This is a genomic window from Neobacillus muris, from assembly GCF_943193175.1.
In the GTDB taxonomy this organism is placed as follows: Bacteria; Bacillota; Bacilli; order Bacillales; family Cytobacillaceae; genus Neobacillus; species Neobacillus muris.
On record NZ_CALPDF010000007.1, the window covers coordinates 152,844 to 178,839 of the forward strand.

22 protein-coding genes and 2 pseudogenes are annotated in these 25,996 nt (G+C 38.4%); 9 read left to right on the plus strand and 15 right to left on the minus strand.

Annotation, left to right across the window (positions count from 1 at the left end; translation table 11 throughout):
- Nucleotides 1-118: 118 nt before the first annotated feature.
- Both NFS43_RS07860 and NFS43_RS07865 read right to left on the minus strand, forming a co-directional pair.
- Nucleotides 119-499, minus strand: a complete 381-nt coding sequence (locus NFS43_RS07860) for a hypothetical protein (protein ID WP_251551088.1) — start codon at nt 497-499, stop codon at nt 119-121.
- A gap of 395 nt (nt 500-894) precedes the next feature.
- Nucleotides 895-1,044, minus strand: a pseudogene (locus NFS43_RS07865) (class I SAM-dependent methyltransferase); the annotation flags it as partial.
- Nucleotides 1,045-1,311: 267 nt separating this feature from the next.
- Between NFS43_RS07865 and NFS43_RS07870 the strand changes: the two are divergent.
- Nucleotides 1,312-1,674, plus strand: coding sequence for a DUF3139 domain-containing protein (locus NFS43_RS07870; protein ID WP_251551089.1), 363 nt, complete (start codon nt 1,312-1,314; stop codon nt 1,672-1,674).
- Between the two features lie 534 nt (nt 1,675-2,208).
- Here NFS43_RS07870 and NFS43_RS07875 read toward each other — a convergent pair.
- Both NFS43_RS07875 and NFS43_RS07880 read right to left on the minus strand, forming a co-directional pair.
- Nucleotides 2,209-3,456, minus strand: coding sequence for a diguanylate cyclase domain-containing protein (locus NFS43_RS07875; RefSeq protein WP_251551090.1), 1,248 nt, complete (start codon nt 3,454-3,456; stop codon nt 2,209-2,211).
- A 196-nt stretch (nt 3,457-3,652) separates the two neighbouring features.
- Nucleotides 3,653-3,949 (minus strand): phospholipase, encoded by a 297-nt coding sequence (locus tag NFS43_RS07880; RefSeq protein ID WP_251551091.1) that lies wholly within the window; start codon nt 3,947-3,949, stop codon nt 3,653-3,655.
- 230 nt (nt 3,950-4,179) lie between these two features.
- Between NFS43_RS07880 and NFS43_RS07885 the strand changes: the two are divergent.
- Nucleotides 4,180-4,304: pseudogene (locus NFS43_RS07885) on the plus strand (HTH domain-containing protein); the annotation flags it as partial.
- A gap of 167 nt (nt 4,305-4,471) precedes the next feature.
- Here the strand turns inward: NFS43_RS07885 and NFS43_RS07890 are convergent.
- Complete coding sequence (locus NFS43_RS07890; RefSeq protein ID WP_251551092.1) at nt 4,472-7,588, minus strand: rhamnogalacturonan lyase family protein; 3,117 nt, start codon at nt 7,586-7,588, stop codon at nt 4,472-4,474.
- 874 nt (nt 7,589-8,462) lie between these two features.
- Between NFS43_RS07890 and NFS43_RS07895 the strand changes: the two genes are divergently transcribed.
- From NFS43_RS07895 to NFS43_RS07920, 6 genes are all read left to right on the plus strand, one after another.
- A complete protein-coding gene (locus NFS43_RS07895) occupies nt 8,463-8,699 on the plus strand; it encodes a signal peptidase II (RefSeq protein WP_251551093.1) in 237 nt (78 codons plus the stop codon).
- Between the two features lie 13 nt (nt 8,700-8,712).
- Nucleotides 8,713-8,898 (plus strand): RCC1-like domain-containing protein, encoded by a 186-nt coding sequence (locus NFS43_RS07900; RefSeq protein ID WP_420910304.1) that lies wholly within the window; start codon nt 8,713-8,715, stop codon nt 8,896-8,898.
- 58 nt (nt 8,899-8,956) lie between these two features.
- Nucleotides 8,957-9,646 carry a Dph6-related ATP pyrophosphatase gene (locus tag NFS43_RS07905; protein WP_251551094.1) on the plus strand — a complete coding sequence of 230 codons (690 nt, stop codon included), beginning with the start codon at nt 8,957-8,959 and terminating at the stop codon, nt 9,644-9,646.
- A gap of 235 nt (nt 9,647-9,881) precedes the next feature.
- The gene (locus NFS43_RS07910) at nt 9,882-10,481 is read left to right on the plus strand and encodes a hypothetical protein (RefSeq protein ID WP_251551095.1); all 600 of its coding nucleotides are present in this window, start codon (nt 9,882-9,884) and stop codon (nt 10,479-10,481) included.
- A gap of 124 nt (nt 10,482-10,605) precedes the next feature.
- Nucleotides 10,606-11,004: a VOC family protein gene (locus tag NFS43_RS07915; protein WP_251551096.1), complete on the plus strand. Its 399-nt coding sequence runs from the start codon at nt 10,606-10,608 to the stop codon at nt 11,002-11,004.
- Between the two features lie 138 nt (nt 11,005-11,142).
- The gene (locus NFS43_RS07920; protein WP_251551097.1) at nt 11,143-11,541 is read left to right on the plus strand and encodes a (deoxy)nucleoside triphosphate pyrophosphohydrolase; all 399 of its coding nucleotides are present in this window, start codon (nt 11,143-11,145) and stop codon (nt 11,539-11,541) included.
- A gap of 27 nt (nt 11,542-11,568) precedes the next feature.
- Here NFS43_RS07920 and NFS43_RS07925 read toward each other — a convergent pair whose 3' ends face one another.
- The 7 genes from NFS43_RS07925 to NFS43_RS07955 form a co-directional block, all read right to left on the minus strand.
- Nucleotides 11,569-14,472 carry a DEAD/DEAH box helicase gene (locus NFS43_RS07925; protein ID WP_251551116.1) on the minus strand — a complete coding sequence of 968 codons (2,904 nt, stop codon included), beginning with the start codon at nt 14,470-14,472 and terminating at the stop codon, nt 11,569-11,571.
- A 494-nt stretch (nt 14,473-14,966) separates the two neighbouring features.
- A complete protein-coding gene (locus NFS43_RS07930) occupies nt 14,967-16,265 on the minus strand; it encodes an MFS transporter (protein ID WP_251551098.1) in 1,299 nt (432 codons plus the stop codon).
- 26 nt (nt 16,266-16,291) lie between these two features.
- Complete coding sequence (locus tag NFS43_RS07935; protein ID WP_251551099.1) at nt 16,292-17,434, minus strand: mandelate racemase/muconate lactonizing enzyme family protein; 1,143 nt, start codon at nt 17,432-17,434, stop codon at nt 16,292-16,294.
- A gap of 8 nt (nt 17,435-17,442) precedes the next feature.
- Nucleotides 17,443-18,882: an NAD-dependent succinate-semialdehyde dehydrogenase gene (locus tag NFS43_RS07940; RefSeq protein WP_251551100.1), complete on the minus strand. Its 1,440-nt coding sequence runs from the start codon at nt 18,880-18,882 to the stop codon at nt 17,443-17,445.
- An 11-nt stretch (nt 18,883-18,893) separates the two neighbouring features.
- Nucleotides 18,894-19,730, minus strand: a complete 837-nt coding sequence (locus NFS43_RS07945; RefSeq protein ID WP_251551101.1) for a class II fructose-bisphosphate aldolase — start codon at nt 19,728-19,730, stop codon at nt 18,894-18,896.
- 27 nt (nt 19,731-19,757) lie between these two features.
- Nucleotides 19,758-21,209, minus strand: coding sequence for an FGGY-family carbohydrate kinase (locus NFS43_RS07950; RefSeq protein ID WP_251551102.1), 1,452 nt, complete (start codon nt 21,207-21,209; stop codon nt 19,758-19,760).
- A 32-nt stretch (nt 21,210-21,241) separates the two neighbouring features.
- Entirely contained in the window at nt 21,242-22,237 is a 996-nt protein-coding gene (locus NFS43_RS07955; RefSeq protein WP_251551103.1) for an alcohol dehydrogenase catalytic domain-containing protein, read from the minus strand.
- Nucleotides 22,238-22,361: 124 nt separating this feature from the next.
- Here NFS43_RS07955 and NFS43_RS07960 point away from each other — a divergent pair, with 124 nt between their 5' ends.
- A complete protein-coding gene (locus tag NFS43_RS07960) occupies nt 22,362-23,231 on the plus strand; it encodes a LysR family transcriptional regulator (RefSeq protein ID WP_251551104.1) in 870 nt (289 codons plus the stop codon).
- Between the two features lie 398 nt (nt 23,232-23,629).
- On the opposite strand, the gene tnpC is transcribed toward NFS43_RS07960, so the two are convergent.
- The 3 genes from tnpC to NFS43_RS07975 all read right to left on the minus strand — a co-directional run bounded on the left by tnpC (nt 23,630) and on the right by NFS43_RS07975 (nt 25,857).
- Nucleotides 23,630-25,222 (minus strand): IS66 family transposase, encoded by a 1,593-nt coding sequence (gene tnpC, locus NFS43_RS07965; RefSeq protein ID WP_420910307.1) that lies wholly within the window; start codon nt 25,220-25,222, stop codon nt 23,630-23,632.
- Nucleotides 25,223-25,312: 90 nt separating this feature from the next.
- Nucleotides 25,313-25,666 (minus strand): IS66 family insertion sequence element accessory protein TnpB, encoded by a 354-nt coding sequence (tnpB, locus tag NFS43_RS07970; RefSeq protein ID WP_251551106.1) that lies wholly within the window; start codon nt 25,664-25,666, stop codon nt 25,313-25,315.
- On the minus strand, nt 25,663-25,857 hold the full coding sequence (locus NFS43_RS07975; RefSeq protein WP_251551107.1) for a hypothetical protein: 195 nt from the start codon (nt 25,855-25,857) through the stop codon (nt 25,663-25,665). The genes tnpB and NFS43_RS07975 overlap by 4 nt, the downstream gene beginning before the upstream one ends.
- Between the last annotated feature and the right edge of the window lie 139 nt (nt 25,858-25,996).

The window sequence follows — 25,996 nt, forward strand, 5'->3', positions numbered from 1 at the left end:
TGTTGATGCCATTGGAGGTTCTTGATACCAATCACCCTCATCCCCAGTGTTCACCATTTTGCGTATCAATTATTAAACTATCCTGCCCCGGTTGTTCTATAAAAATGGTGATCCTTCGTTATTGGTTAAAGCAGTTGTTCAATTTATTTATTTCTGGATAGTGTAACAATAATTTCTCGTTTGCTAACTCTATCTGCATACAATACTCCGAATAAGAAACACTTAATTTTTTCATTGCAGGAATGAATACATCATAATAACCACTTGTATTATTAAACACTTTAAGAATTGTTTGGATCTTATAAATGGGTGAATTTTTGTATTCTTCGGACTGCCTGTACGCCAAGTATCGGTCGATAACTTCCTTGTTTTCTGACAAGAATTTATCAGGATTTTCAATAGATTGCTTTGTATTCTCTATCAAGTCACGAATATTTTCTGTGTTAACATGTTTTGTGTTTTCCATTAAGAATAATTGTAAGTCTTCAGTTAACGGCAATGAAGGTGCATTATCCAGAAATGCTATTATTTCTTCATATGCGGATTGCGTATACTGCTCCTATTTTGTAGCTTTGTGCATTTTATGAATTCATTTTAAAACATTAATAAGTCTTTGAAAATCTAATCATTTGTCCAATTCTTTCCTTTTTTAACTATTCTGCTTCGTTAGCTCCATAACAAAAATAGACCGCCGCAGCGATTCCATCTAAGGCTCTTGCAACCGTAGTTAAAGAAGCCGTATCAATATGAGGCATTATTATTAATAAGGATTTGGTTGTTTATAGGATATTCTACGTAAAAAATCTCTATTATAAACAACACTCTTACACTTAAGTAAGAGTAATCACAAATTCATTATTTCAAAGCCACAGCTTTAAGTTATTTTGTCCAGACAATCCCCACAACTTCATCATAATAACTTTCTAATGCCCTGCCTTTCTCTGGAGACATATTAGACACAAAGAATGAGTAATCATTTAAAAGTGCGTTCACGAAGTCGTATTCTTCTGCAACTTTATCAAACTGTGATTCTGTTGTATTCAAAAAAATCCCCACTTCCTACTTATCGACATTGTGTTAAAATGCATTCCTTCACAATCAAGGTATTTTGGTTGTTGTTATCTGTTTTAGGCTTTCCATAAATTAATCATACGTACCTTCAAAGATAAAGTATTTGGTAGCAGCCTTAAATACCCAGAAACTAAAATTTACATTTGTAGTGGCAGGTCAACTAAGACTCAAGACCGATAAAAAAAAACAAACATTAAGGTTACTATTATAACGAGAGTCTGGAAAATAAAGGAGAACAGGATGAGAATTATAACGAAAAAAGCATTTTTTCTATTATTGTTTTTAGTTATCAGTGTTTCAGCAACAGGATGCAGCCTGTTTAACCAAAAGCCTGAATTAGAGAAGTCTGTTAAACAAAAAGTGGTGAACCACTTAGTATCTGAAGGATATAAGGAAAATGAATTTAGCGTAGATGTGGAATATCACGCAGCTGGGGCTAGTAAAATGGGAGGACCTTACGCCATTCAGGTAAAATTTAATGATGAAAAAAATGTGATCTATTATTACAAGTATGATTATAACTCAAAGAGTAAGGAAATTACACAATACGGCGTAGCCCCATTGCAAAGTAAAGAAGACAAAAACTTTAAACATGCAGAGTAAAAAAATATAAGCATAATTACGAGAAATACATTTGTTTCTAAATAATATTGTTGAAATTCTATTGAAGGTCTTGATTGACTTGTAACCATTTTGCTAACTCAAACAAAAAGGACCGCAGAAAGACGATCCATCTTTGAGAATGCCCCATATTATAGTTTTGATAAGATGTCAGGTCTGCGTAAAATCTTGTGTAAGTAAAATCTGACAATCTTCGCAAGGCAAGAAATAATAGGTATAAAAAAACATCATCTGTCAAAACTAATATTGGCTTTTACCATAAAACAGGATAGGGCAATGCAGAAGTGCAACCCGAGCGGTTCTATGGTTTTTACCCTAAAACGGACGTATTTATACTGTCCGTTTTTTGTGTCTGTTTTAGGGAAAATAAAAGCGATAAACTTCAGGGGTTTGGGGACAGAGTCCCCAATTATGATGTTTGGTTCAAAATCTCTAGCTGGCTCAAGATCATGTCCCAACAATTCGTTTAACCTTCATTCTTACCACCTCCCAATTGCTATTACTTTCAGAACTGCTCTACACGTCAAAGCTTTTTTTCCCTTGTTTTTTAACACGATACATCGCAGCATCAGCATGTTTTATCAGCGACTCTACCGTGTCCCCCTCTTCGGGAGCATACGAGACTCCTATACTGGCAGAAATAAAAAGTGTTTTGCCTGCAATGCTTATTGGTTCAGAGAGTACATCCTGGATCCGCTCCATCAAGAAATCCACATCAGACCTATCTTGGATATTCGTTTGAAAAATCGTGAACTCATCTCCACCCCAACGGGCCACAAACCGCTTATCTCCAGCGGCAGCGGTTAACCTTTTGGCCACCTCAATAAGAAGCATATCGCCCATGTCATGTCCATATGTATCGTTGACGTATTTAAACCCATCCAAATCCAGTACCATCAGACTGTGAATTTCTTTTTTAGATTCCGTTAAAACCTGACTCACGTGCTGCTTAAACAAACGCCTATTTGGCAGATCCGTTACGCTGTCATGGTAAGCAAGATAAGCAATGGTCTCCTGTGCTGCTTTACTGTCTGTTATATCACGTCCGACGCAAATGGTTTGGATAATTTTTCCTGATTGATCGCGGATATACTCAGCTGTCGTCTCATACCAGCGATACTCGCCATTTTTATGCCGGACACGGCCGGTAAATCGCACCGTGTCTTGATCAATAAACAACGAGTGGCGATGTGTTAGAAAATCTTTATTGGTTTCCGGGTGGTTAAAGGATGCTGCTGGTTTCCCGATTACCTCTTCTGGATGATAGCCAAGTAATGCGTGCACAGTTGGGGAAATATACGTGAATACGCCATCAGCTGAAATGGAGGAAAGGATGTTTTGGGATTTCTCTGAAATAAACGAGAACATTTCCAGCGCATCCGTGAACTCCTTGCTTTGTTCCACTGGCTGCGGAATAGGTTCAAACCTGATGAGACTTCCAATCTCTTGCCCGTCACTTTTAAGCGGAATACTCGTCAATTCAACATAGACTGGACAACCGCTTTTATGCTGTATTGCCAGTTGAGAACAGCTTTTGATTGGTTGGCCTGAAGAATTCAATAGTTGATCCAGTGACATTTGTGAAAGCTCTTTTGGTGCATAGCCTAGCATTGTGACTATAGAGTTATTGACATATATAAAATGGCCTTCCCTATCTACTATACTTATCCCGTCAGGATGATTTTCGAATAAACAGTGAAATGGACTAAGTTGTTCGAATAAATTTTTTTGCAGCATTCTTCCTGTTTCCACCTTTAATGACATTGATTCTATTCTTTGCCCCGAATAGATTTTCTTCTTATTATATAATTTCTTAAAATGCAAAGACAATTAAATCTAGGTGTTTCTCAGGACGCCAGTTTGGGCCGGGGAAATCATCGTTCAAAAAGTTCGGCTCAGAGGCAGGAGTCTCTGAGCGCTATTTTTACATTGTGATTTATTTTTATAAGAAGTGATCCACTTAAAACCTTCTGGGTGATGGCGGGCAGCCAACCGATGTTTTGAGCTTCATGAACTGGTACATCAGGTGCGCCTGTCTGCCTTTTTGAGTGCGGGGATTGATTTTGGACCGCAGGCAATGCATAAACTGCCGATCACAATAGCATGGCGAGTTTCCCTGACTAAGGCAGCGGTCGTGATAGTAGCAGCAGCCGTCTACTTCATTAATAGGACGCCCTGGACCGCTGCAGCCTGGGCCGCACCATCTGTAGCCGGGAAAAATACAAAAGGAAAACGGGCTTTTCCTTCTTCGTGTCAATGTCTCCACCTCCTGGAATTCCTCCTCTTATATGGATATGCCCTAAGAGAAAAATGGTTTGGACATGCACGATGAAGGTGTGGCCTGTTTGGCTGTCTGAAAGGGTCACCGTTAGTAATCTTTAAGGTCGTTTACCCGCTATTTCACTTTCACAGGAACGGCTAATTCCACAACCGCATCCATTGGCCATCAAACCCTGACAGCTGTCTGTCATATATTTGGAGATATGTATGAAAATCGAACGATTAATAGTATCATTATGATTTTATTAAAGAGGGAATTGGTCTCGGCAACAGAACTGGCAAAGACGTTTGAGGTTACGACACGGACGATTTATCGTGATGTCGAAACGCTGCTCTGTAAAGCCAAAAGGGATCCCCATGATTCTGAAGCCAACTATTTTGGGAAAATTTCCGCCGTTTCGGAGTCGATTATTCAAAAAGGGATGCTGCCTCAGCAAATCTAAGTTTGAAAAAAAGAGGTTGTCCGAAATTCGGACAACCTCTTTTGATTGAAGTCGGGTTATTTTGAAGCCTGGCCCTTCCAGACCTTGATTAATTGATTAGCATCCGCGATTAATTTTGTCTTTAGATCCTCATTCACATTCACTTCTCTGCTGAGATGCTTCACAAAATCATCCATGTGCTTGGCTGCCTGGGAAGGTTTTCCACTCTCTAACTTATGCTGTGCCTGATCGAGATTATTTCTTAATACGGAGTATACTGGACTATCCAGCTCAAGACCTACGGTATGTTTCATGGCTTGAAGATTAGCTGTATAATCAACGCCTGGTGCCGGTAATTTTCCATTAAGGACCGTATCCTTGATATCTTCCCCAAGGTAGAATCCCAGATGCGGCGGCTGATTGTAGGCGCTGTTCTGGAAGCCGATCCCGTTTCGATAAAGTGGATCCTGCATGAGTGTAAACAGTCTGTATGGTGTAGAAATCGTCGTACTAAAGATTCTCAGCTCTGTATCGTCTGTCGTCGGCAAGAGCACCTCTTCGCGCCAGTCTCCAAGAATATCTGCCTGCAGCGTCGGCGTCGCCTTTGTGCCATTATTGCTATGAACCCCGGCAAATTGATTGAGAAGATCCACATTCCCGGTTGATTCATTATATTTGGTGATGGAGGTATCATCCAATAATTCATTCAACAGGTCGCCGTCCCAATATAGGGCAAAGTTAGTCGAAAGCCCAGCTGGCTTCTTCGATAATTCTACATTCCCTTGAACATTATACACTCCGCCGCCGGTATCAACCGTAGAACCAGCCGCTCCCCAAAACTCATAGCCTGGGCTGGAGGTAATGTTGGCCGCTAATCCACGGCCTGCATCCGTATAAGCATAAAAGGACATTAAGGTTTCCCCTGTTGCCGCATCATGCAATTCTTCTGAAGCAACGGCCGGAATTTCATGCACTTCCATGGCGCTAAGACCTTCACGATCCGGATCAAACGCCCCTAAATGCTGAGCATCACCATGGGAGCCCTGTTCACGTCCCATTTCTCCATCCATGGCATAGAGAATGCTTCCATCTTGATCGAGTGTCAACGAGCCCGCCACAATTTCATCGCAGCCATCATTATCGACATCTCCAACGGACAAGTTATGGAAGCCTAATCCTGCTCCTTTGCCTGCTTGATCAGAATCAAACGTCCATTGTTCCTTGAGCTTGCCATTTTCCAGCGTATAGGCAGCAAAGGTTGTCCGTTCATAATAGCCTCTTCCAAAGATGGCGCTTGGTTTTTTGCCATCCAAGTAGGCCAATCCAGACAGGAACCGGTCGGAACGGTTATACCAAGTGTCGCCCCACGAAGCACCGCCATCTTCCTCGCCAACTGGGAACGCATAATCGATGGTGTCAATCACCTTCCCGGTTTCCCCATTGAAAACGGACATATATTCAGGGCCGCCCACGACATGGCCGTGGGTACCGACATATTTTCCGTCATCGGCAGGATGGCCGATTTCACTGATGACCTTACTTCCGTCAACCTTTCCATCTGTCGCACCGTAGGTTTTGGTTCCATCCGCTGTTTTAATCATAAATTCATCTTTGCCATCGCCGTCAAAATCGGAAATCACAAATTGATTGTAGTGGGCACCGGATGTCAGATTATGCCCCATATCCATCCGCCATAGAAGCGTTCCATCCAATTTATAGGCATCAAAAATGGTTGGGCCCGTATAACCGGTAAAGGAACTGTCAATCGCGTTGGATGGATACCATTTGACGATGACCTCATATTGGCCGTCACCATCCAGGTCGCCTACACCGGAATCATTCACGGAGTAGGTATAGGATTGCCCATCAGGAGTAACCCCGCCCTCAGGCTTTTGCATTGGAATCGACAAATAATCCTGGTCAGCAGCTTGGACCTCGTTTTTCTCTGTCGATTTGCCATTCACCAGTGTTTCCACGGTATACGTATCACCTGAAGCACCTGCTGCATCACTGTAGTTTGTCACCTCTAATGGTTCCTTATTTAATTTGTCTCCATTGCGATAAATATTAAATTTCACATCTTTCTCATACTCATCGGCAAGCAAACGCCAGCTGACAAAGTTTCCTTGATCGGATTTAAGGGCAATGGCACCCCTATCAAGAAACTCTGTTTGTCTGTCTGTTTCTTGCGGAGACAGGCGGTTATAGACATAGATTTTCGCCGTTTTGTTAAAGCTGTTCACGATCCCGTCTGTTGCAGCAAGGGTGCCTTTAAACTCATAGACTCCCGGTTTGCTAGGATCCCAGGCGTTGTCTCCAACGTTTTCCCACTTGCTGACCGACACTTCTTTTTTACTATTATCCGCAAGTGTCACGCCAACTGTTTTTGGCAGTCCAATGGAGGAGATGTCCGTAGTTGTTTGGTCGACATACACGCGGTGGTAGGCTAGTTTATCTACCAGATAGAGGACATTATCTGCAACTGGCACATTGGAAACCTCAAAATTATCAAGGTATGTATCCCATGTCTCATTATTTCCGGATGTTCGGATCCCGACCAATTTTAGCGAGGCAAGCGAACCATCAAAGCCCGAGCCATCTAATGAAAAGGTATGTTCACTTAAACTGGCCCCATTGTCGTCTTTCATATTTAAGGTGACAGTATTGTTTCGGTTATCAAATTGAATGTCAAAATGATACCATGCTTCCATATTGCTAATGCTTGTTTTGACTGTTTCTTGTCCTTTAGCAAAATAGTTCAAGACCTCATTACGGGTATTGTTGATGGTAAAAACAATATTGCCGGCGCTGTCGATCAATCGAAATTCTCCGCCGTTTTCGTAAGGGTTGCCGCCTTTATCATTGATCTTGCCCGGATACCAGTCGAAGCTGACACGGACCTCGCTGCCTTTTACCGCCGTATCAAAATTTTTGGTGGCTACACGGCCCCCTTTTTGATCGACAATTTTGTATTCAAGCTTGGCTGAACTATTGCCCGCTACATTGTCTTTGTTAATCGAAACCGTTGCACCGGATGTTGAAAATCCCCATAGGTCACCATTTTCAAAATCAGTATGGGCCAGCACATTGTACGGGACCGTCGTGTCAGCCGCCGCATAGGGCAGACTGGAAAAGATGAGGCCTACCGTTGTGACAACGGAGGCGATTCTGGTTTTGTTTTTGTTTTTCCCCACTGTACGTTTCACTCCTCGAATTTTTTGACAAGGGTTGAAGCAGATCCTGATGAAGGTCTCCCCCTTAGAAAAGGTTTTGGTTTCTCAACTTCCTTCTTGAAAGGACAAGCGTCTATTTCATTCCGTTCTGTCCTTTCCCTTCTTAACCTCATGTCAAATGGCAGAAATCGTATCTCCTCCTTTTTGAACGGCAGAATCCATGATTCTGATTATTTTTTCGGACAAAGGTTTCCTTAGATTCTGCAAGCGGTTACAAAATATCAGAAAATTTTTTTGAAGTCCTTACTTGCCGTTTTCATCCACTTGGCTTTCAAAACCATGAACCATTGTCGTAACTTATCGTATTGCCTTTAAAATATTCCTTCAACTATACTTTTTTGCAAATAAAAAAACCTTGCAGGACAAGGTTTATCAGCTTTATTGGACTTTTTTTCAGAATTATCATTTTTTTGCCGCGACGACAATCTCCACTGTTAAAGCAATGGAGTTCTAGGAACTAAATTCATTTCGCTTGCATTTTATAGGTATATTGTACCATTTGGAATGCTTCGTGTACAGAATATCCTTCGAACTTTTGCCTGTAAATTCTTTTGTTACGATACTTATAGGTAAGAAGCGGAAAAGACAGCAATCATTCTCCCAGACAAGTTATCTGTTACTCAGTCAATCTTAAGTACCCTAAATAATAAAAACCTTGCCCATCCAATGACAATGAGGTTTGATTTTAATAAAATGTCCACTATGGTCGTTCATTAAGTGGACAATCGAAAGTTTTTCGCTTAAAAAGGTGAGATTCATAATAGAATAGAAAAAAACTTCCAATTATAATGATGATTAGGATGCAAGTTATGCGGCAAGAGAGAAGGACTATTATATGCGATTTTATGTTATTGCATTCCTCGTTATTGTGATGGACCAGCTGTCTAAATATCTCATTCGTTCCTACATTGCGATCAATGGAACATTTACATTGTGGGGAATCCCACTCACGCATATCGAAAATAGCGGGATGGCAGGAGGGTTATTTCAAGGTCATGCACGGTTCTTCGGAGTTGTGGCTGTGTTTTTCGTGGCAGCTGTTTATTGTCATTTGACTGCAAGGTTTTTTTAAGAGGAGGTAAAACATGGATTACATTTCACCGAAAGAAGCGGTATTACAGGCAAAACGTCGGCCTCAAGAGACCATAGCAGCAGGCCGTCGTCATGCAGTAGGACTTAAATCAGATGGTACGGTAATGGCTGTGGGTGATAATGAATATGGCCAATGCGAGGTAAGCAGCTGGCGCGGCATCCAACTGTCCAGTAATTAGTTTTTACATAGAAAAAGGAATAGTGACATAGTCATGAAAATAAAGGAGAAAGATAAGAATGGTAGAATTAATGGATTGGAAAAATAGTGTTCACGGGCATAGATTTATAGCTTCTTTTAGCGGCGGAAAGGATAGTACTTTAGCTCTATTTAAGGCAATGAAGGTTGGAGAAGCGGTTGGACTAATCGTCATGATGGAGGAAGAAGGCAAACGTTCTAGATCCCATGGAATGCCTCCGGAACTCATACGTGCCCAAGCTAGTTCTATAGGTTTGCCTATTTATTCTGCTGCTGCAAGTTGGACAGATTATGAAAAAGTATTTATACGTCTTTTGGAAGAGGCTAAAAATCAAGGAGCAGAAGTGTTAGTTACTGGAGACTTGGATATGCCTGGTCATGGCAGTTGGAATGAAAAGGTGACTAACTATGTTGGATTAAAGCTTGGGATGCCCTTATGGGAAATGAACCATCGTGCAGCTGTCGAAGAGTTCATAGATCTAGGATTTGTAACGGTTATTGTAACTGTTAATTTATCACTTGGAATGCTAGAGGACGATTTAGGGCGAACGTTAACGCATGAATACGTGAAAGAGCTTGAAGCCCGTGGTATTGACCCCTGCGGAGAAGGTGGAGAGTTCCATACCACAGTAATTGACGGGCCCATTTTTAAACATCCTATTCCAGTTCGTCATGGTGAGATTGTCAGGGACGGAGATTATGCTTTTTTGCCTTTGGAGCTAGATCAATAACTTAAAGAACCTTAATAAAAGTGCAAAAAGCGTGTTTTGAAAAATGATTAAAACACGCTTATTCTATTTTCAATTGAAACATCCTTTTAATAAACCCCATCTCCAATAAATGCAGAGTGGTCGAAGGAACTCCTACAAAGAGTGAACACACCAAACTAGTTTGGTCAATTAGGAAGGAAATACTAATAATGTGTGGAATTCATACAATAATAGGCTTTTTAAAGAGGTGGATTGTGTGCTTTTTCATTATCACTTTTGGACTCCATTTGTAGAAGAAACCGAAAAATTTTACGTAGATCACGGCTTTCGTATCTCCCAACGGATAGGAAAATACCAAGGCGACTTCCAGACGTTTAATCCTCCCTTAAAGTGGGATGATTTTCGCGAGAAAAAGATTCTTTTTCGAATTATTGAGGCAAGGAAAGGGGCGATCAATATTACGTTTGGATACGGAAAGAGAATTTCCTTTGACCATATTGGTTTTTTAGTTTCAAAAACAGAGCAAAGCGAGATCTGTGAAAATGCTGCTAAAATGAATTGGGTTGTCGATCAAGGAGAACGAAGGACCTTTATTGCAACGCCTTACCATTTTCGGATTGAGCTTCAAACCAACAAAGATGCAGTTGACTCTTTGACGGCACCGATTAACATTCAAGAATTACTGCTGACAACAAAAAGCACAGGGCTAGAAAAGGATCTTTCCCTTTTGTTTGGTCATCCGGTTCACACTATTAAATCAGTAGTTGGGGATGTGGTGACAATCAAAGAAGCTGTTTTTAATGACAGCTTCGCTGAAGATCTAGTGGATCCTAATGGGGTTAGAATTTTAATCTAACTGCAGGGATTGATTCTATATTTTTAACGTTCGACTGTTTGTTTGAGAAGAAAGATGAAGCGGATTGAACTATTTTCTATGTAATGTCATTATTAAAGTAAATCAATAAAGGAGATGATGGTTAATGGGAAAAGTGACACCATTCTTAATGTTTCAAGATGGTAAAGCAGAAGAAGCGATGAATCATTACATATCAATCATTGACGATTCAGAAATTACAAGTATTGTTCGTTACGGTGCAAATGAAACAGGAGACGAAGGAACGGTAATGCAGGCTACCTTTTCCATAAAAGGGCAAGAGTTTATGTGCATTGACAGTAATTTAAAGCATCAGTTTACCTTCACTCCTTCATTCTCCATTTTTGTAAATTGTGATACGGAACAAGAACTTAATAACCTTTATCAGAAACTAATCGAGGGCGGACAAGCACTTATGCCAATAGGTAACTATGGTTTCAGTCAGCGGTTTGGCTGGATAAATGATCGGTTTGGCGTATCGTGGCAGTTGAATCTTCCTTTGTGAAAGGTTTTATGTACTAGTTTAAAACAGGTAACAAGAAGTGCTAACCAGCTACAGAGCCCTGCAGCTTTTTCTTTTTTATACTATCCCCCAAAAAAATGATATCATTATGAATATGAAAAATTTAAGGGAGGATCACCTTTGAAAAAGCTAGTAAAAGTGGTAGCAGCCATTATCGAAAACGAACAACAAGAAATTCTCTGTGCTCTTAGGTCACCCGAGATGTCAATTCCTAATCGATGGGAATTCCCAGGTGGGAAAGTGGAAGCAAATGAGGATATTTATTCTGCCTTAGAAAGAGAAATATTAGAAGAATTAGGTTGCAAAATTGAGACGTTTAATGAAGTATTTCATGACAATACCCATGAGTACGAAACGTTTATCATAAACCTCATTTCCATTAAATGCAGAGTGGTCGAGGGAACTCCTACAAAGAGTGAACACTCCAAACTAGTTTGGTTAAAAAGAGATAATTTAGATTCGCTAAAATGGGCTCCGGCTGACATTCCTGCGGTGGAACAATTAATCCAAGAAAAATAGTCTTCTCGTTATGAGAAGACTATACTTTTAGTGATTCGTACCATTAATGATGTAGTTGTAAAGTTTATTTTCAATTGGATTTTCCATTACCAAGTTCATATGAACAACTGGCAGTTTCTTCCCCTTACCGTCTTCCATCATTGCCTGTTCGATATTATTTTTGTCAGGGGCAGCTTTTCCTAGATAATAAAAATCAGTTCCTTCATCATCATCTTTCTTTACAAAAATATGAAGGTCGATCCCTCTTTCTTCGGATTCAATAATTGTTTTCACTTCTTGGGATTCTAACGTTCTGTTACTTCTTGTTGACCACTTAAGGACCTCAGGACTTAGGAATTCTTCGGCATAGTCTATACTAGATTCAACATCTTCATCTTTGTGATAGGTCACAAAAATTGGACAAGTGCCGTGTTTTGTTTTATAGCCATAAACGGTAGAACTCTCATCGTTAGTCCAATTCAAGAACTTACATGCATCTTTTCTTGAATACTTCTGATAAAGCGTTAGTGGTTCTTCAGAATCGTATAACTTAGATTTTTCCTTGGCACTTTTTATGACATCTGTTACTAAAAAGTTAAAAAATGGATTATCCAGTAAACTCTCTCGAACCAGACTATTAAATGCAAAGGTACCATCATCTTTTAAAATAATAATTGGCTGATCCCCATACTTTTCTTTATAACTTTGCGTGAAAAATTCCAAGCTAAAGACGCGCAAAACTGAAGAAAGGGTCTCTTCATCAACAGGACAATTTAAATGAATTAAATTCTCTATAAAATCATCATATTTTACTGTTTCTTGTTTAAAAAGAAGGTCTAATAGAATAATCTCATGTTTCCTTTTGCCATTTAAGATTTCCGTAGAAAGCATAGTCAAAACACTGTTTTGATACTTCGTCAATAACGGTATTTCTTCCTTTAGCTTTAATAAAAATTGATAATAGTTAGTGTACTTATCGACTATTACTTCAGGGTCAATGGAATGGTTCGTTACAAAATCATATAAATAAGGAGTTCTGCCAATTCGATTTTTCAACTCAACAAATGCTTCTTTTAAAACCTTTAACGCTGTTAAATTACTGTTGTTGATCGCTTTAAAAATCTGCTTTTTGGCAATTTCCTCAAAATTAATCGTAGAAACACCTTTAATATAGCTGGTATCCTTTATATAGCGACGGATATTATCCTTGTTCTGTGATTTATCCCCAGATAATGCAATAGGTATTAAATAGTTATTTTTATAATTCCCGATAAAATCAATGATTGTTACAAAGTCCTTTGTTGAATGTTTACGAAGCCCACGACCTAGTTGCTGAATAAAAATGATACTGGATTGGGTTTGTCTTAGCATGACTACCTGATTGACACTAGGAATGTCGATCCCTTCATTAAAAATATCCACCGTAATGATATAATCTAACAAGCCCTCTTCTAGCTGCTTTACACGACGTTCCCGTTCATCCTGATTGTGTTCCCCTACTAAGGCAACTGTTCGCAGTCCTTTCTCATTGAAAGCATTAGCTAGTTTTATTGCCTCCTCTTTCCTACTACAGAACATTAACCCTTTCACTTTTTCTCCTGAAAAGCCATAGTAATCGATTTTTTCAAGAATATGATTTACGCGTTCTTCAGTAACAAGCTTTGCTAATACAGCTGTTTCATCAATCATCTCACCATTATATTCAAGGTCTGTAACTCCAAAATAATGAAAAGGACATAACATATCTTCTTCCAGAGCCTCTTGCAAACGGATTTCATAAGCGATGTTATAATCAAAAAGCTCAAAGATATTAAAATCATCCGTCCGTTCTGGTGTAGCAGTCATTCCCATTAAAAAGTCTGGATTAAAATAATCAATAACCTTCTGATAGGATTGAGCACCAGCTTTATGTACTTCATCAATTAAAATATAATCAAATTCTTTCGAATCATATTGAGCCAAAGTTTCTTCCTTCGAAATGGATTGAATTGTGGCAAATAAATATTTCGCATTTGTCTGTTTACTAGTACCCGACAGTATGCCAAAATCCTCATCTATTCCACCAAGTATCTTTTTAAAATCTTCTTTAGCCTTTTGCAGTATTTGCTCTCTATGCACAACAAATAGCATCCGTTTTGGGCTGAACCTTCTCACATCAAATGCAGACAAATATGTTTTTCCAGTTCCAGTTGCCGATATTATTAATCCCCTTTTTGCTCCAGCATCACGAATCGCCTGGATTCCTTGCAATGCAGCCTCTTGCATTTTATTGGGCTTAATCTTCAATGTCTCTTCGATCGAATTAATATTATATTGGGACGGTAATTCAACAACCTGATCTAAAGCTTTCCGGTTAACAAGAGGTGTATACCTCTTCTCGTACACTTCAATCCATTCTTCATTTAAAGGAAGAGCATCGTTCCAAACGTCTTCAAATTGAGCCTTAAAATGATTAACAATTTCCCCGTTTTCATGTGATGTCAATTTAACGTTCCATTCATAATTCACTTTTAATGCATGGGCTGTTAAATTGGAACTCCCAACAATTAAAGAATAATGGTTATTTTGGTTAAAAATATATCCTTTTGAATGGAATCCTTCTAAATTCGTCGTCCTAACTTCAACATTTTCAATTTTCATTAATTCCTTAAAAACTTTTGGTTGATTAAAATTTAAAAAGGTTGAGGTTAAAATACGACCTTTTACCCCTTTTCGTTTAAGGTCAAGAAAATGGGATTTAAGAGTTGCCAGGCCGCTTTCCGTAATAAAGGCTACTGAAAAAATAAATGAGTTACAGTTATCTAATTCATCAAGTAAGGTATTTAATACATTCTCGCCTTTTTTGGTATTATTCACTAATAACTTCGGCTTATAATTCCCATGCTTATTATACTGTTGGTCAATAAACCCTTTATGTAAGGAAAATTTTAGATTCTCGATAAAATTGCTCATTTGATCACCATTCATTACCATTTTGATAAATCAATTGTAATGCTCCCTAAAATGTAGTGCAACCTTATAATAACTGGAATACTCTAATACTGTTTTAAACTGTGTTTAGCAAAATTGAATTCAGCATACTAGAACACCCTCAAAGTATATAGAAAAAAGGCCGCCAAATTAGTTGACGCCCAGTTAATGATTTTTCATAATTAATCTATTTATAATGATCCCTTATAAGATGTATCTCCCATAGTTTTAAGTTGGAAATAAAGTTTACACACTCCACATGTATTGGCTACAATATCCCTATGATATTTCTTTCTAAATCATTGATGGGTTAACTCTACTATTCAATAATTAAACTGGATTTTGATAAAATCCCATAGGACTGATTCTACCAATAACTATTATATAAAAATTTCATTCCATTTTTTGCCGATAACCACTTACAATAACATTTAGAATATGTCTTCACGGACACTACTCTTACATTCGAAATGAATTCACGCTGTTATTCTTTCATTTTTACGGCTTTTTCTTTTTACACTGTCTTTTGTAAATAAAGCGGATACAAAAGAAATTAAACCGACAATCAATAGGTACAACGAAACTAACCAAGGTTTTCCGTCTAGTGGAACAAGCAGTGATGTCGCAATCAGAGGTGTTAAGCCCCCTAAAATGGAAGAAAACTGATAGGCAATTGATAATCCAGTATAACGAACTTTCGTTTCAAACTGTTCTGCGAATAGCACTGATTGAACACTAAACATCATGGTAGGACCGAAAGTATAGGCTACAATAATCGCCAGAGCAATAATACCAGGTACCTTTGTATTGATTAGCGCGAAGAAGGGGAACGAAAAGGCCATAACAAAAAATGCACTAATCATGTAAATGATTCTTCGTCCTACTTTGTCTGAAATCGCTCCGAAGATCGGGCAGGCAAATATACCAATCGCCGAAGCTATCATAATTCCTGTTGTAGATACGGTTGTATTAAATTTCAATTGAGTGGAAATATAGGCAATCGTGAATACGTTGAAAATATTCGAAGAAATCCCTTCACCAAAACGTGCTCCTAATGTAATGAGTACACTTTTTAGATCAGTACGTAAAAGTTCTACGACTGGCATTTTTGCTTCATCATTTTTATCTAATACATTTTTTTTGAAATCAGGTGATTCCTCAACATTAGTACGAATAAACACACCGATGAAAAGTAATAAAATGCTTATTAAAAATGGAATTCTCCATCCCCAGGATAGAAATTGAGCATCTGGCAGCTTAGAAACCAATGTGAAAATACCCGTCGATAATAAAATTCCTGCTGAGGAAGAAGATTGCGGCAAGCCTGCCCAAAACCCTTTTTTGGATTCTGGTGAGTGCTCAATGGTCATGAGTGCCGCACCGCCATACTCTCCACCAATTCCAATTCCTTGCAAGACTCTCAATGTACATAATAGAATCGGTGCCCAAATTCCAATAGATTGAGCGGATGGCAATAAACCAATTAAAAAGGTTGATAAGCCCATTATATAAATCGTAAGGATTAAAACCTTTTTGCGCCCAATTTTGTCACCAAAATGGCCAAAAATAATACCGCCGAGTGGTCGAGAAATAAATCCAATAGCAAATGTTGTAAGTGATAATAAGGTTCCAACTAAAGGATCGGTATTATCAAAGAATATCTTATTGAAAACCAGAGCAGCCGCTGTTCCATAAAGAAAGAAATCATACCATTCGATTAAGCCACCAATAAAACTCCCCATTACAACTTTTTTCAAAGACCTGTTGTCTGTCATCTTACATCCCCCATTCGTCCGTTTTTTTATTCTTGCATCCTACTAATTGCTTTTTCATCCCATTCCAAACAAAGCCCTTTACCTTCTGGCATTAATACAGTCGCATTTTCACAAACAAGCGGTTCTTTAAACAATGGTGTTGACCAACTAACCCATTCTAATTTTCTCTTTTTTTCAATTAACGGAAACAAGTGGACAGAGATTTCCGGAAACAGATGAAGTGAAGAAAACTTATTATGGAAATCAAATAATACATTTAATCTTTTCCACCCAGTTATCCCGCCGATTCTTTGTAAATCTGGAGTAAGCGTTTTCACATTATCCATTTTTAAAAATTCGAGAAATGAATTGATATGATATAGGTTTTCACCAAATGTGAGTGGTGTTTTCATCGATTTTGATAAATTTTTATAGCCTATTACATTTTCAGCATCGATCGGTTCTTCAATCCACTGGACTCCATAAAGTTGTAGATATTTATCCATTTCACTTGATATTTCTGTATCCCATCCTTGATTCACATCACATAGTAACTCTGTGTCGTCACTTACGATATTGCGTATTTCCTTCAACACCTTAATGTCATCATTTATATCCCTTCTTCCTAAGCGAATTTTTATGGTTTTGAATCCTTGACTAACGAATTCCTCGGCTTGTTTTTGGACTGCCTCTGGAGATTCCAGCCACAATCCATCACTTTGATACGCCTCAAGATTTTGCTGTTTTCCACCTAAATATGTGTACAAAGGTAATGCTGCCACTTTTGAGGAAATATCCCACAAAGCAATATCTACTAATGAAACAGCAAAAACAGCTAAACCTTGATGACCTAATAGTTTTGTAGCATCCCACATTTTTTTCCATAATGCATATACATTCCTTGGATCTTCTCCGATGAGAAAGGGTTCTAAATAATTGATACATGATGTAATTGCCTTTGCCCCATGGTTATGAAATGCTTGAACATAAGAAATTCCTGTTATTCCTTCGTCAGTATAAATATCTAAAATGACAAACATAACTTTTTTTGATTTCCTAACACATGAAACAACTGGATATTTAACGGGTACTCCAACAACACGGTGTTTAAGTCCAGTTATTTTCATCAGCATTTCCTCCTTCCCAGCATTGCCAAAGGAAATATTCCCTTTGACCATGCCTTTTTTCAAAGATTAGATTAAATCCCGATTGACGCATACTTCATTTCTAAAAATGATTCCATCCCATAATAGCCGCCTTCCCGCCCAATACCACTTTCCTTCCAACCTCCAAACGGAGCTTGAACAACTCCTGGTATCGGATCATTTACACCAACAATTCCATATTCGAGTTCCTCTAATACCCGATAAGTTCTACTTAAATCTCTTGTGAATATATAGGCTGCAAGTCCATAAAAACTATCATTTGCCTTTTGAATCACTTCGTCTTCAGATGCAAACGTAATAAGCGGTGCAACCGGACCAAACGTTTCTTCGTAATAAATTTTCATTGTTTCATTAACTTGTCCAATGATTGTCGGTTCATAAAAATATCCTTTATCTCCATTTACATAACAACGATTACCGCCCGTTAAAATGACTCCACCTTTTTTGACAGCGTCGTCAACATGTGATTGAACTTTCTCATAGGATTGACGGTTGATTAAAGGTCCGATATCAGTATTTTCATCAAACCCATTCCCAATCTTCATTTCGGCTATCTTTTGAATCAGCTTCGTTGTAAACTTTTTTTGAATGGACTCTTGAACAAATAATCGATTTGTGCAAATACAAGTCTGCCCCGCATTTCTAAACTTACTTACAATAAAGGAATCAACTGCAAAATCAATATCCGCATCTTCAAAAACAATAAACGGAGCATGACCGCCTAATTCAAGGGAAATATGTTTAACTTGCTTCGAAGCCTTCTGATATAAATACTTTCCTACTTGTGTTGATCCCGTAAATGCAATCTTTCTAACCTTTCGATTCTCTAAAAACTCCTCACCAATTACCGGACCATTTCCAGTAATCAAATTAATAACTCCCTTTGGAAATCCGGCATTATGAAAAGCTTTAAACATTTCCACTGCAGTGAATGGTGTGGATTCGGCAGGTTTGATCACAACGGTACATCCCGCCGCTAAAGCTGGAGCAATTTTTCTAGTAATCATAGAGGCCGGAAAATTCCATGGTGTAATGGCACCAACTATACCAATTGGCTGCCGAATTACCATTAAACGCTTATTTTTTGCAGAAGACGGAATGGTGTCTCCATATACCCGTTTCGCCTCTTCCGCATACCATTTAAGGTAATCTGCCGCCATGACAATTTCATTTCTTGCTTCAGCAAGTGGCTTTCCCTGCTCCAAGGTCATGATTCTTGCAATATCTTCCTTCATTACTAAGAGTTGCTCATAAGCGCTATACATAATATTGCTTCTCTCAATAGCTGTCATTTTCGACCAGATTCGAAAAGCTTCATTAGCAGCTTCAATTGCAATGGATGCATCCACTCGATTAGCAGATGGAATATACCCAATCAATTCATCATTAGCAGGATTAGTCACTTCATCCCAAGTTTGTGTAAATGATTCAATCCATTCCCCATTCACATACATTTTCTCTTGTATCAACATGATCCCCCCTTTTACGCTTTTCCTAGACTGCCAAACAATTCGATTTTCGTTCGAACAATATCACAAATTGTATTTCGTATCCCCATGTTTAATGCAAAGAAATTGTTTTGATCTTCATTACTTAATTCGCTTCTTAAGTAATCAATAGTTGCACGTCTCCATTCAGTAGCAATGTTTACTTTGCTGACTCCTAATTGGATTGCTTTTTTTATATCATCATGTAAGACACCTGTTCCACCGTGTAAAACAATTGGAATTCCTACCCGGTCATTGATTATTTTTAAGTGTTCTAAATTGATACTTAAATCTTCACCATATGCGGCGTGGATATTTCCAAGAGCAACTGCTAAACTATCTACGTTCGTTTCTTTCGCAAAGTATTCTGCTTCATCGGGATCTGTTAGCAGTTGAATTTCATCCGAACCCCTCGTTCCTAATTTCCCAAGTTCTGCTTCTAGCGGGAGACCTAGAGTTTCTGATGCAATTTTAATTTGTCGTGTAATCGAAATATTCTCTTCTATATCTAAGCGCGACCCATCAAACATTAATGAAGTATAGCCGCATCGGATGGCTTGAATTGCTTGCTCAAATCCCGTTCCATGATCAAGGTGTAACGCTACTGGAATTTTTGCATCTGAAGCAACCTCTTTAACTAGTGCTGCTAAATAATTCATTTTTGTTTGCTTAAAAGTCCCTTGTCCCGTTTGAACCATCACAGGCGATTCCATCTCTTCAGCTGTTTCAATTACCGCAACAATACTGTTAAGATGATCTACACTAAACGCCCCTATTGCATATCCATTTGTATGAGCATCCTCTAACAATTTCTTTCCTGATACTAAAGGCATAACTACCTTCCTTTCTTTTATTAAGCTTTATTGATCAATAACTGCAATCTTTTGTAAATAGTGATTTTGATAATAATCTTCTAACCTATTAATCTTTGATTGATCTGGTTCAATAGTTAATGAAGTTGGTACCGGAATTTCCTCAATTTCTCCGCTGCTTTTCGCTGCTAATATCGCAGCCCCTCTTGCAACGGCTTCTGAGTCTCTAACAATTTGTATTCTTTTATTTAAAATGTTTGCTTTCATCTTCATCCAATAATGGTTTTGAGTGGATCCCCCAATAACCATTAATCGTTCAATCGGGAAGTTTAAGCTTTCCAAGAGCTCAATTCGATTTCGGAATAAATTACTTAAACCATGAATTAGGGCATGGGATAGCTGGCTTACATTGGAATTGGTTACAGCGCCGCCAAACCATCCGTTTTGAACTTGATTACCTGATTGAAATGGGAGTGGGAGAAAATCAATATTACGATTTTCACCCCCTTCCTTGGATAACACATCAAGAAACTTTTCATAATTCCAGCCTGTAATGGAAAGAAACCACTCAACAATCCCCCCAGTTCTTCCAACAGGTAATAAAGCGTAATATCGATTTGGAATGACATGACATCCAATTGTAAACGGAGGAATACCTGAGAATTGATTTAAATCGATTTCTGGCATTGTAATCACAAGGGTTTCTGCTGTACCACATGAATTTGTAACATCTCCATCAAAAATAGCACCAATGCCGAATGAGCCTACCAGATGATCATGTCCTGCGACCGTGACTGGAATTCCTTTTGAAATCTTAAGGATTTGTGCTGCCTCTTCTGTAAGTTTTCCAATCATCTTCCCAGAATGGACCGGCACCTTAAACAAGTCCTCTTTTATACCGAATTCTTTTATCAAGTCTTGATCCCATTTTCGATTTTTTATGTTAAATAGCATCGTTCGACTCGCTAAAGATACTTCGGACTTCATCTTTCCAGTAAATTTATAAGCGATATAATCTGCGATATTTAACCATGTTCTTGCAGACTTCCATATATCGGGCATATTTTGTTTTATCCAAAGCATTTTTAAAAGCGAATATTTTGAATCAGGAGTTAGACCTGTTCTGGTAAAGAACTCCCTCTCTGAGACTCTTTCTTTTATTTCACTTAAAAATTTACTTGGCCTTTGATCATACCAAGCTAATACATAGTCATTTGGATTCCCATCATGGTCAAGAAAGACTCCCGATTCCGCCACGCTTGCAATCCCGATGCCCTTTATTTTTATATCCTTCATTCCATTAATACACTCAAGTAAACACTTGACTGTTTTTTCCCAAAGTTCAGAGGCTAAATGATAGATGCCTCCATCGTTTGAAACATGAACAGGAGTTGATAAACGGGAAATAGCTTTTAATTCTCCAGCTGTTGTATATACCGCTGCTTTAATATGAGTTGAACCAATGTCCAATCCAATATAAACGGAATCTTTTATTTTCATTTCTTCTCCTCTTTTGCTAAATATGCTTATGTTCAATTCATCTTTACAAACGGTTTAATGGTTTTCCCATCGCAAAACTCTTCAAATGTTTCTTTAAATTGTTCAAATGGTGCTACTTTACTAATTAAGCGCTGAAATGAAGCCTGATTCTCTCTGTATAAATTGATATTTTCCTCCACCTCATTTAACTGAAAATAGAAAGACCGAATGAGGTAAAAATCCTTTCTTCGTAACGGAGGTGTAGGCTCGACGACAAATGGATTTGAGCTTTCTCCCATCACTACATATGCTCCTCCCGGCTCAACAGCATAAATACCTGTTTTTCTACCTGGAGCACTTCCGCTTGCCTCTATAACAATTGAAAATTCTGCTTCACTGGAACCATCATTACTTTCATATGGGATCGCTCCAAATTCTTTTGCTAAATTGATGCGCTCTGGAGATGGGTCACATGCAAATACGTTTTTAAATCCAAATGCCTGAAGCGTTAAAATTGCACCTAATCCAAGAGGACCACAGCCAATAACTAAAGTCTTGTCACTTGCTGTTTCAGATGGGTTTCTTCTTAGTGCTAATCGAATCCCATGTGCTGCTGTTCCAATTGTGTCTAATAATAAGACACCGTCCGTATCGGAAATATCCTCCGGTATCGGGATAACATTACTTTCTGGCACACGAACATATTCTGCATAACCACCGTCTTTCTGCCATCCAATTAGACCCGAGATGTTTTGACAGCGATTGTTCTCACCTTTTAAACAGAATTTACATTCCCCACAAAAAAGCGGGATATAGATAATGACTCTCGTTCCTTTTTCAATATTGGTTTTTGCACCAACAGAATCGATTACGCCGGAAATTTCGTGCCCTGGAATATATTCCGTACCATTTAGGTAAAGTCGTTTATCTGAACCACATAAGCCACAACAAGATACTTTTACCAAGACCTCTTTTTCACCAAGATCGGTGGGAATTTCTTTTTCTACGTATTCAACTTCTCCATTTCCCAAAAAACGAATTGCCTTCATAACTGACATTCCCTTTCATCTTTTGAATTTTTAAAATTGTTGAAATAATTATCTGATAACGTTATCATATTGTAAAATATATAATTCTTATTTTTTTATAAGTTTTACTTATAAGGAGAATAATATGAACCTTCATCAATTATTTATCTTCTGTTCAGTTGCCAAAAATAAAAGTTTTATTAATGCATCACAGGAACTCAATATTAGTCAACCCGCTATTTCTCAGCACATAAGAAGTTTAGAAGAAGGACTTGGGAAAAAATTAATTGAACGGCGTGGAAAGCTATTTCGTTTAACTCATCACGGAGAAACCCTTTATGAATACGGGGTTCGTATATTTAGTATGGTGGACGAGGCTAAGAATGCTTTAGAACATCTGGGGATTTCTCAAAAAAATATCTTGATCGGAACTTCTGAAATACCTGGTACATACTACGTACCAAAAGTTCTTCAGCGGTTTATGGAGCAAAATCCATACATTCATTTTGATGTCGGTTTTGAGGAAAATAATACAAAACTTATAGATAAACTTATAACAAATCAAATTGATATAATTTTAACTTATGAAAGCGTTATTTTAAGAGATGACATTGAAGTAAAAAAAATCTATCAAGATGATCTTGTGCTTGCCATTCCACCCAGGCATCCATGGGCAAATGGACAATTAATAACATTTGAGGAAGTTTTGACTTTGCCATTTATTTTTTACTCATCAAAGTTTTTTGTACAACAGATATTAGAAAATATTTTAAGTGGGCACAAAGTTAATGTGATTTTACAATTAAATCACTTTGAAGCGGTAAAATCTTGTATCATGCATGGAATGGGAGTATCACTATTACCTTATTCAGCAATTGAAATGGAACTAAAACATGGAATAATAGCTACGGCAAACTGTCGAACATTTCAAGTGCCTAGAAACCTAGTTGCTATATACAAAAAATCAGAAGTATTCCCCAAAATATTAAAACAATTTATTGATGCCCTTCGGTAAATCCACTCGAATCATATAAAAAAACTGGGATAAGGTGGGAGGGACTTTCTACTTCATACTTTTTTGGGATACCCTCGCACTCACGAAGAGTGCGACGTTTATGTCAATTGATGTCAATGCTTATGTCGATATTTCAATCCTCGCACTCACGAGGAGTGCGACAAGAATAAACCGAACAAAGCCCAAAGCAACTGGAAATTTCAATCCTCGCACTCACGAGGAGTGCGACAAGAATAAACCGAACAAGCCCAAAGCAACTGGAAATTTCAATCCTCGCACTCACGAGGAGTGCGACCTGCTGTGTAAGCCCGAAATATAAAAAAGAAGCGTACCTTCCGGTACGCAACACAAATAGCCGGATATCCTGATTTTTTAATCAAATATACGGCTTTATTCATTTATTTACTGCATTCAACCTGGATCATTTTGGACCAGGGCAAGTATTGATCCAAAATTTCTGGGTTTTGATGGATGTCGAGATTCGGCAGATCCGTCAAGAGCTTTTTTACGTATTCGTAGAAATCAACACCATTATTTTTGGCAGTTTCTGCGATACTCAAACAGATGGCATTAGCTTTTGCCCCGGCTTCACTTACCGAGAATAGCCAGTTTTTGCGACCCAAAACGTTGGGGCGAATGGCATTTTCCGCTGGGTTATTATCAATTTCAATACGCCCATCATTCAGAAATGCTCTTAAACCGTCTTCCCTGTTCAATGAGTATTCGGCTGCCTTGGCAAGTGCACTTTTTCCATAGAATGGTGACGTTTCAACCCATTCAAAGAATTTATCTACAATTGGCTTCGAGTATTTTTGGCGTTTTTTTCTTCGTTTACTCGGAGACAAATGTTTAAATTGCCTTTCGAGTCGATATAATTCGTCGCAATAACTCACTCCGATTCGGCCATTTTTGCCTTCTGCTTTCAGCCAATAACGTCGATTATGCGCCCAACAATTTGCGAAGGTAACGCCTTCCAACTTACCATAGGCAGAATAACCATCGCAAATGATCGTTCCAGAAAAGCCTTTGATGAAACCTTCAAGGACATAACGGGCCCGTGATAGTGCACTATGAAAAAGAGTTATTTGTGGTCCTTGGCATGGAACACTTCGGGACACCCAATTATATGCATTCGTTTGACCGGACTTCCCATCGGATCGATTGAGAATTTGTCCATATGTTTCATCAATATGTAAGAGCGATTTATTCATCATCAAGTCTTTCATTCTTTCGTAAATAGGCAATAACCAATCGTGTGATGCACGAATGACCCAATTCGAAAGATTCTTATCATTGGTATTTAAGCCATACCGTTCCCATTCTTTTACCTGCCGGTAAAGGGGTAAGTATTGTGCGAATTTATCGTAAATGACTTTGGCAAGCACGCTTGGGCTTGCGATGCTGCGTTGAATAGCAGGCTGCGGTGCCTTACCACGCTTAATTTGCGCTTTTTTAAATGAATCACCTTTGCAATCTTTACATTCTAAAGCGTGTTCAATGTGTTGAACTTTCTTTGTTATCGCTGGAATAAATACTGCTTCTTCACGTACGATTGTGCTGCCAATTTCAATCATTTGTCCTTGGCAACAGTCACATAGCGCATTTTCCGGATAATAATGAATTTCTTCTACTTCGATATCGTTACGTAATGAATCATTTCGTTTTTTCTTTTTAATAGTTCGAACAACAGTATAAGAAAGGGTCTGTTGGCTTTGTTCCTCTGTGTGCTCAGAATCGTTAAAAGACGGGTCATCATCGAATAATGACGCTTGTCCCTCTAGAGAGTTATATCTCGATTTTTCTGTTTTAGAGCCATATAAAAGCTTTGTTAAGTGCCGAAGTTGCTGCGATAACGCTTCGTTCTGTTTCAATGAATGATCCAATTTTTTTGATAGTTCCTGGTTTTGTTGATTGGAATGAGCCAACTGCTCTTCGAGCAATCGAATTACTCTTTCAAATTGATTTTCATTATTAGAAGAAGTATTCGCCACATCATTCACCACTTTTCGTTCGGATTCACTCCTATTATTATAACGGGTTAGAACGGTGGAATAAAGAAAAATTGAATGGGCTTAACGAATTTAGAATACACCTTTTGATGACGGCTGAATCGCCTTTGGCTGCTGGATAGATAATCCCTCGAGGAGCCATCTGAGCTCTTTTTGGGAAAGATTGCGTACTTCATTTTCATCCTTCGGCCATTGGAGTTTGCCGTTATCCAAACGTTTGTAAAGCATGGCGAAGCCATCACCGTCGAAATATAAGCATTTATAGCGATCTTTGCTCCATCCTGAAAATAAGAAAATGGAATCACCGTAAGGATCCAATTCAAAAGAATCTTGAATTAGTGTGGCTAATCCGTCAATGCCTTTTCTCATGTCCGTTTTACCGCAAATGATATATATGTTTTTTACACTTGTATAATCGTACTTCACGGATTTTTCAACTCCCTCATGACTGACTGGATAATGCGCTCATCAATGCCGTTGTAGAAGGAAATTTCAACGTTGCCGGTTTTGATCGTGCAGGTAGGATTTGGGGAGACCACAACTGGATCTGCAATGGAAGTATTTTCGTTATCGATATGTAATTTGACGGGGACGATGGTTAGTTTTTGTTGCGGCATATAAAAGCACCTCCCTCTATAAATGTTGATATATCAACGGTTTGACCCGTTGGTGAAGTGACAAAAAATATTTTTCGACATGTTTCCTAACAAAATTTTTATATTATGTGAAACTATTCCAACATACGGGTACGCTACG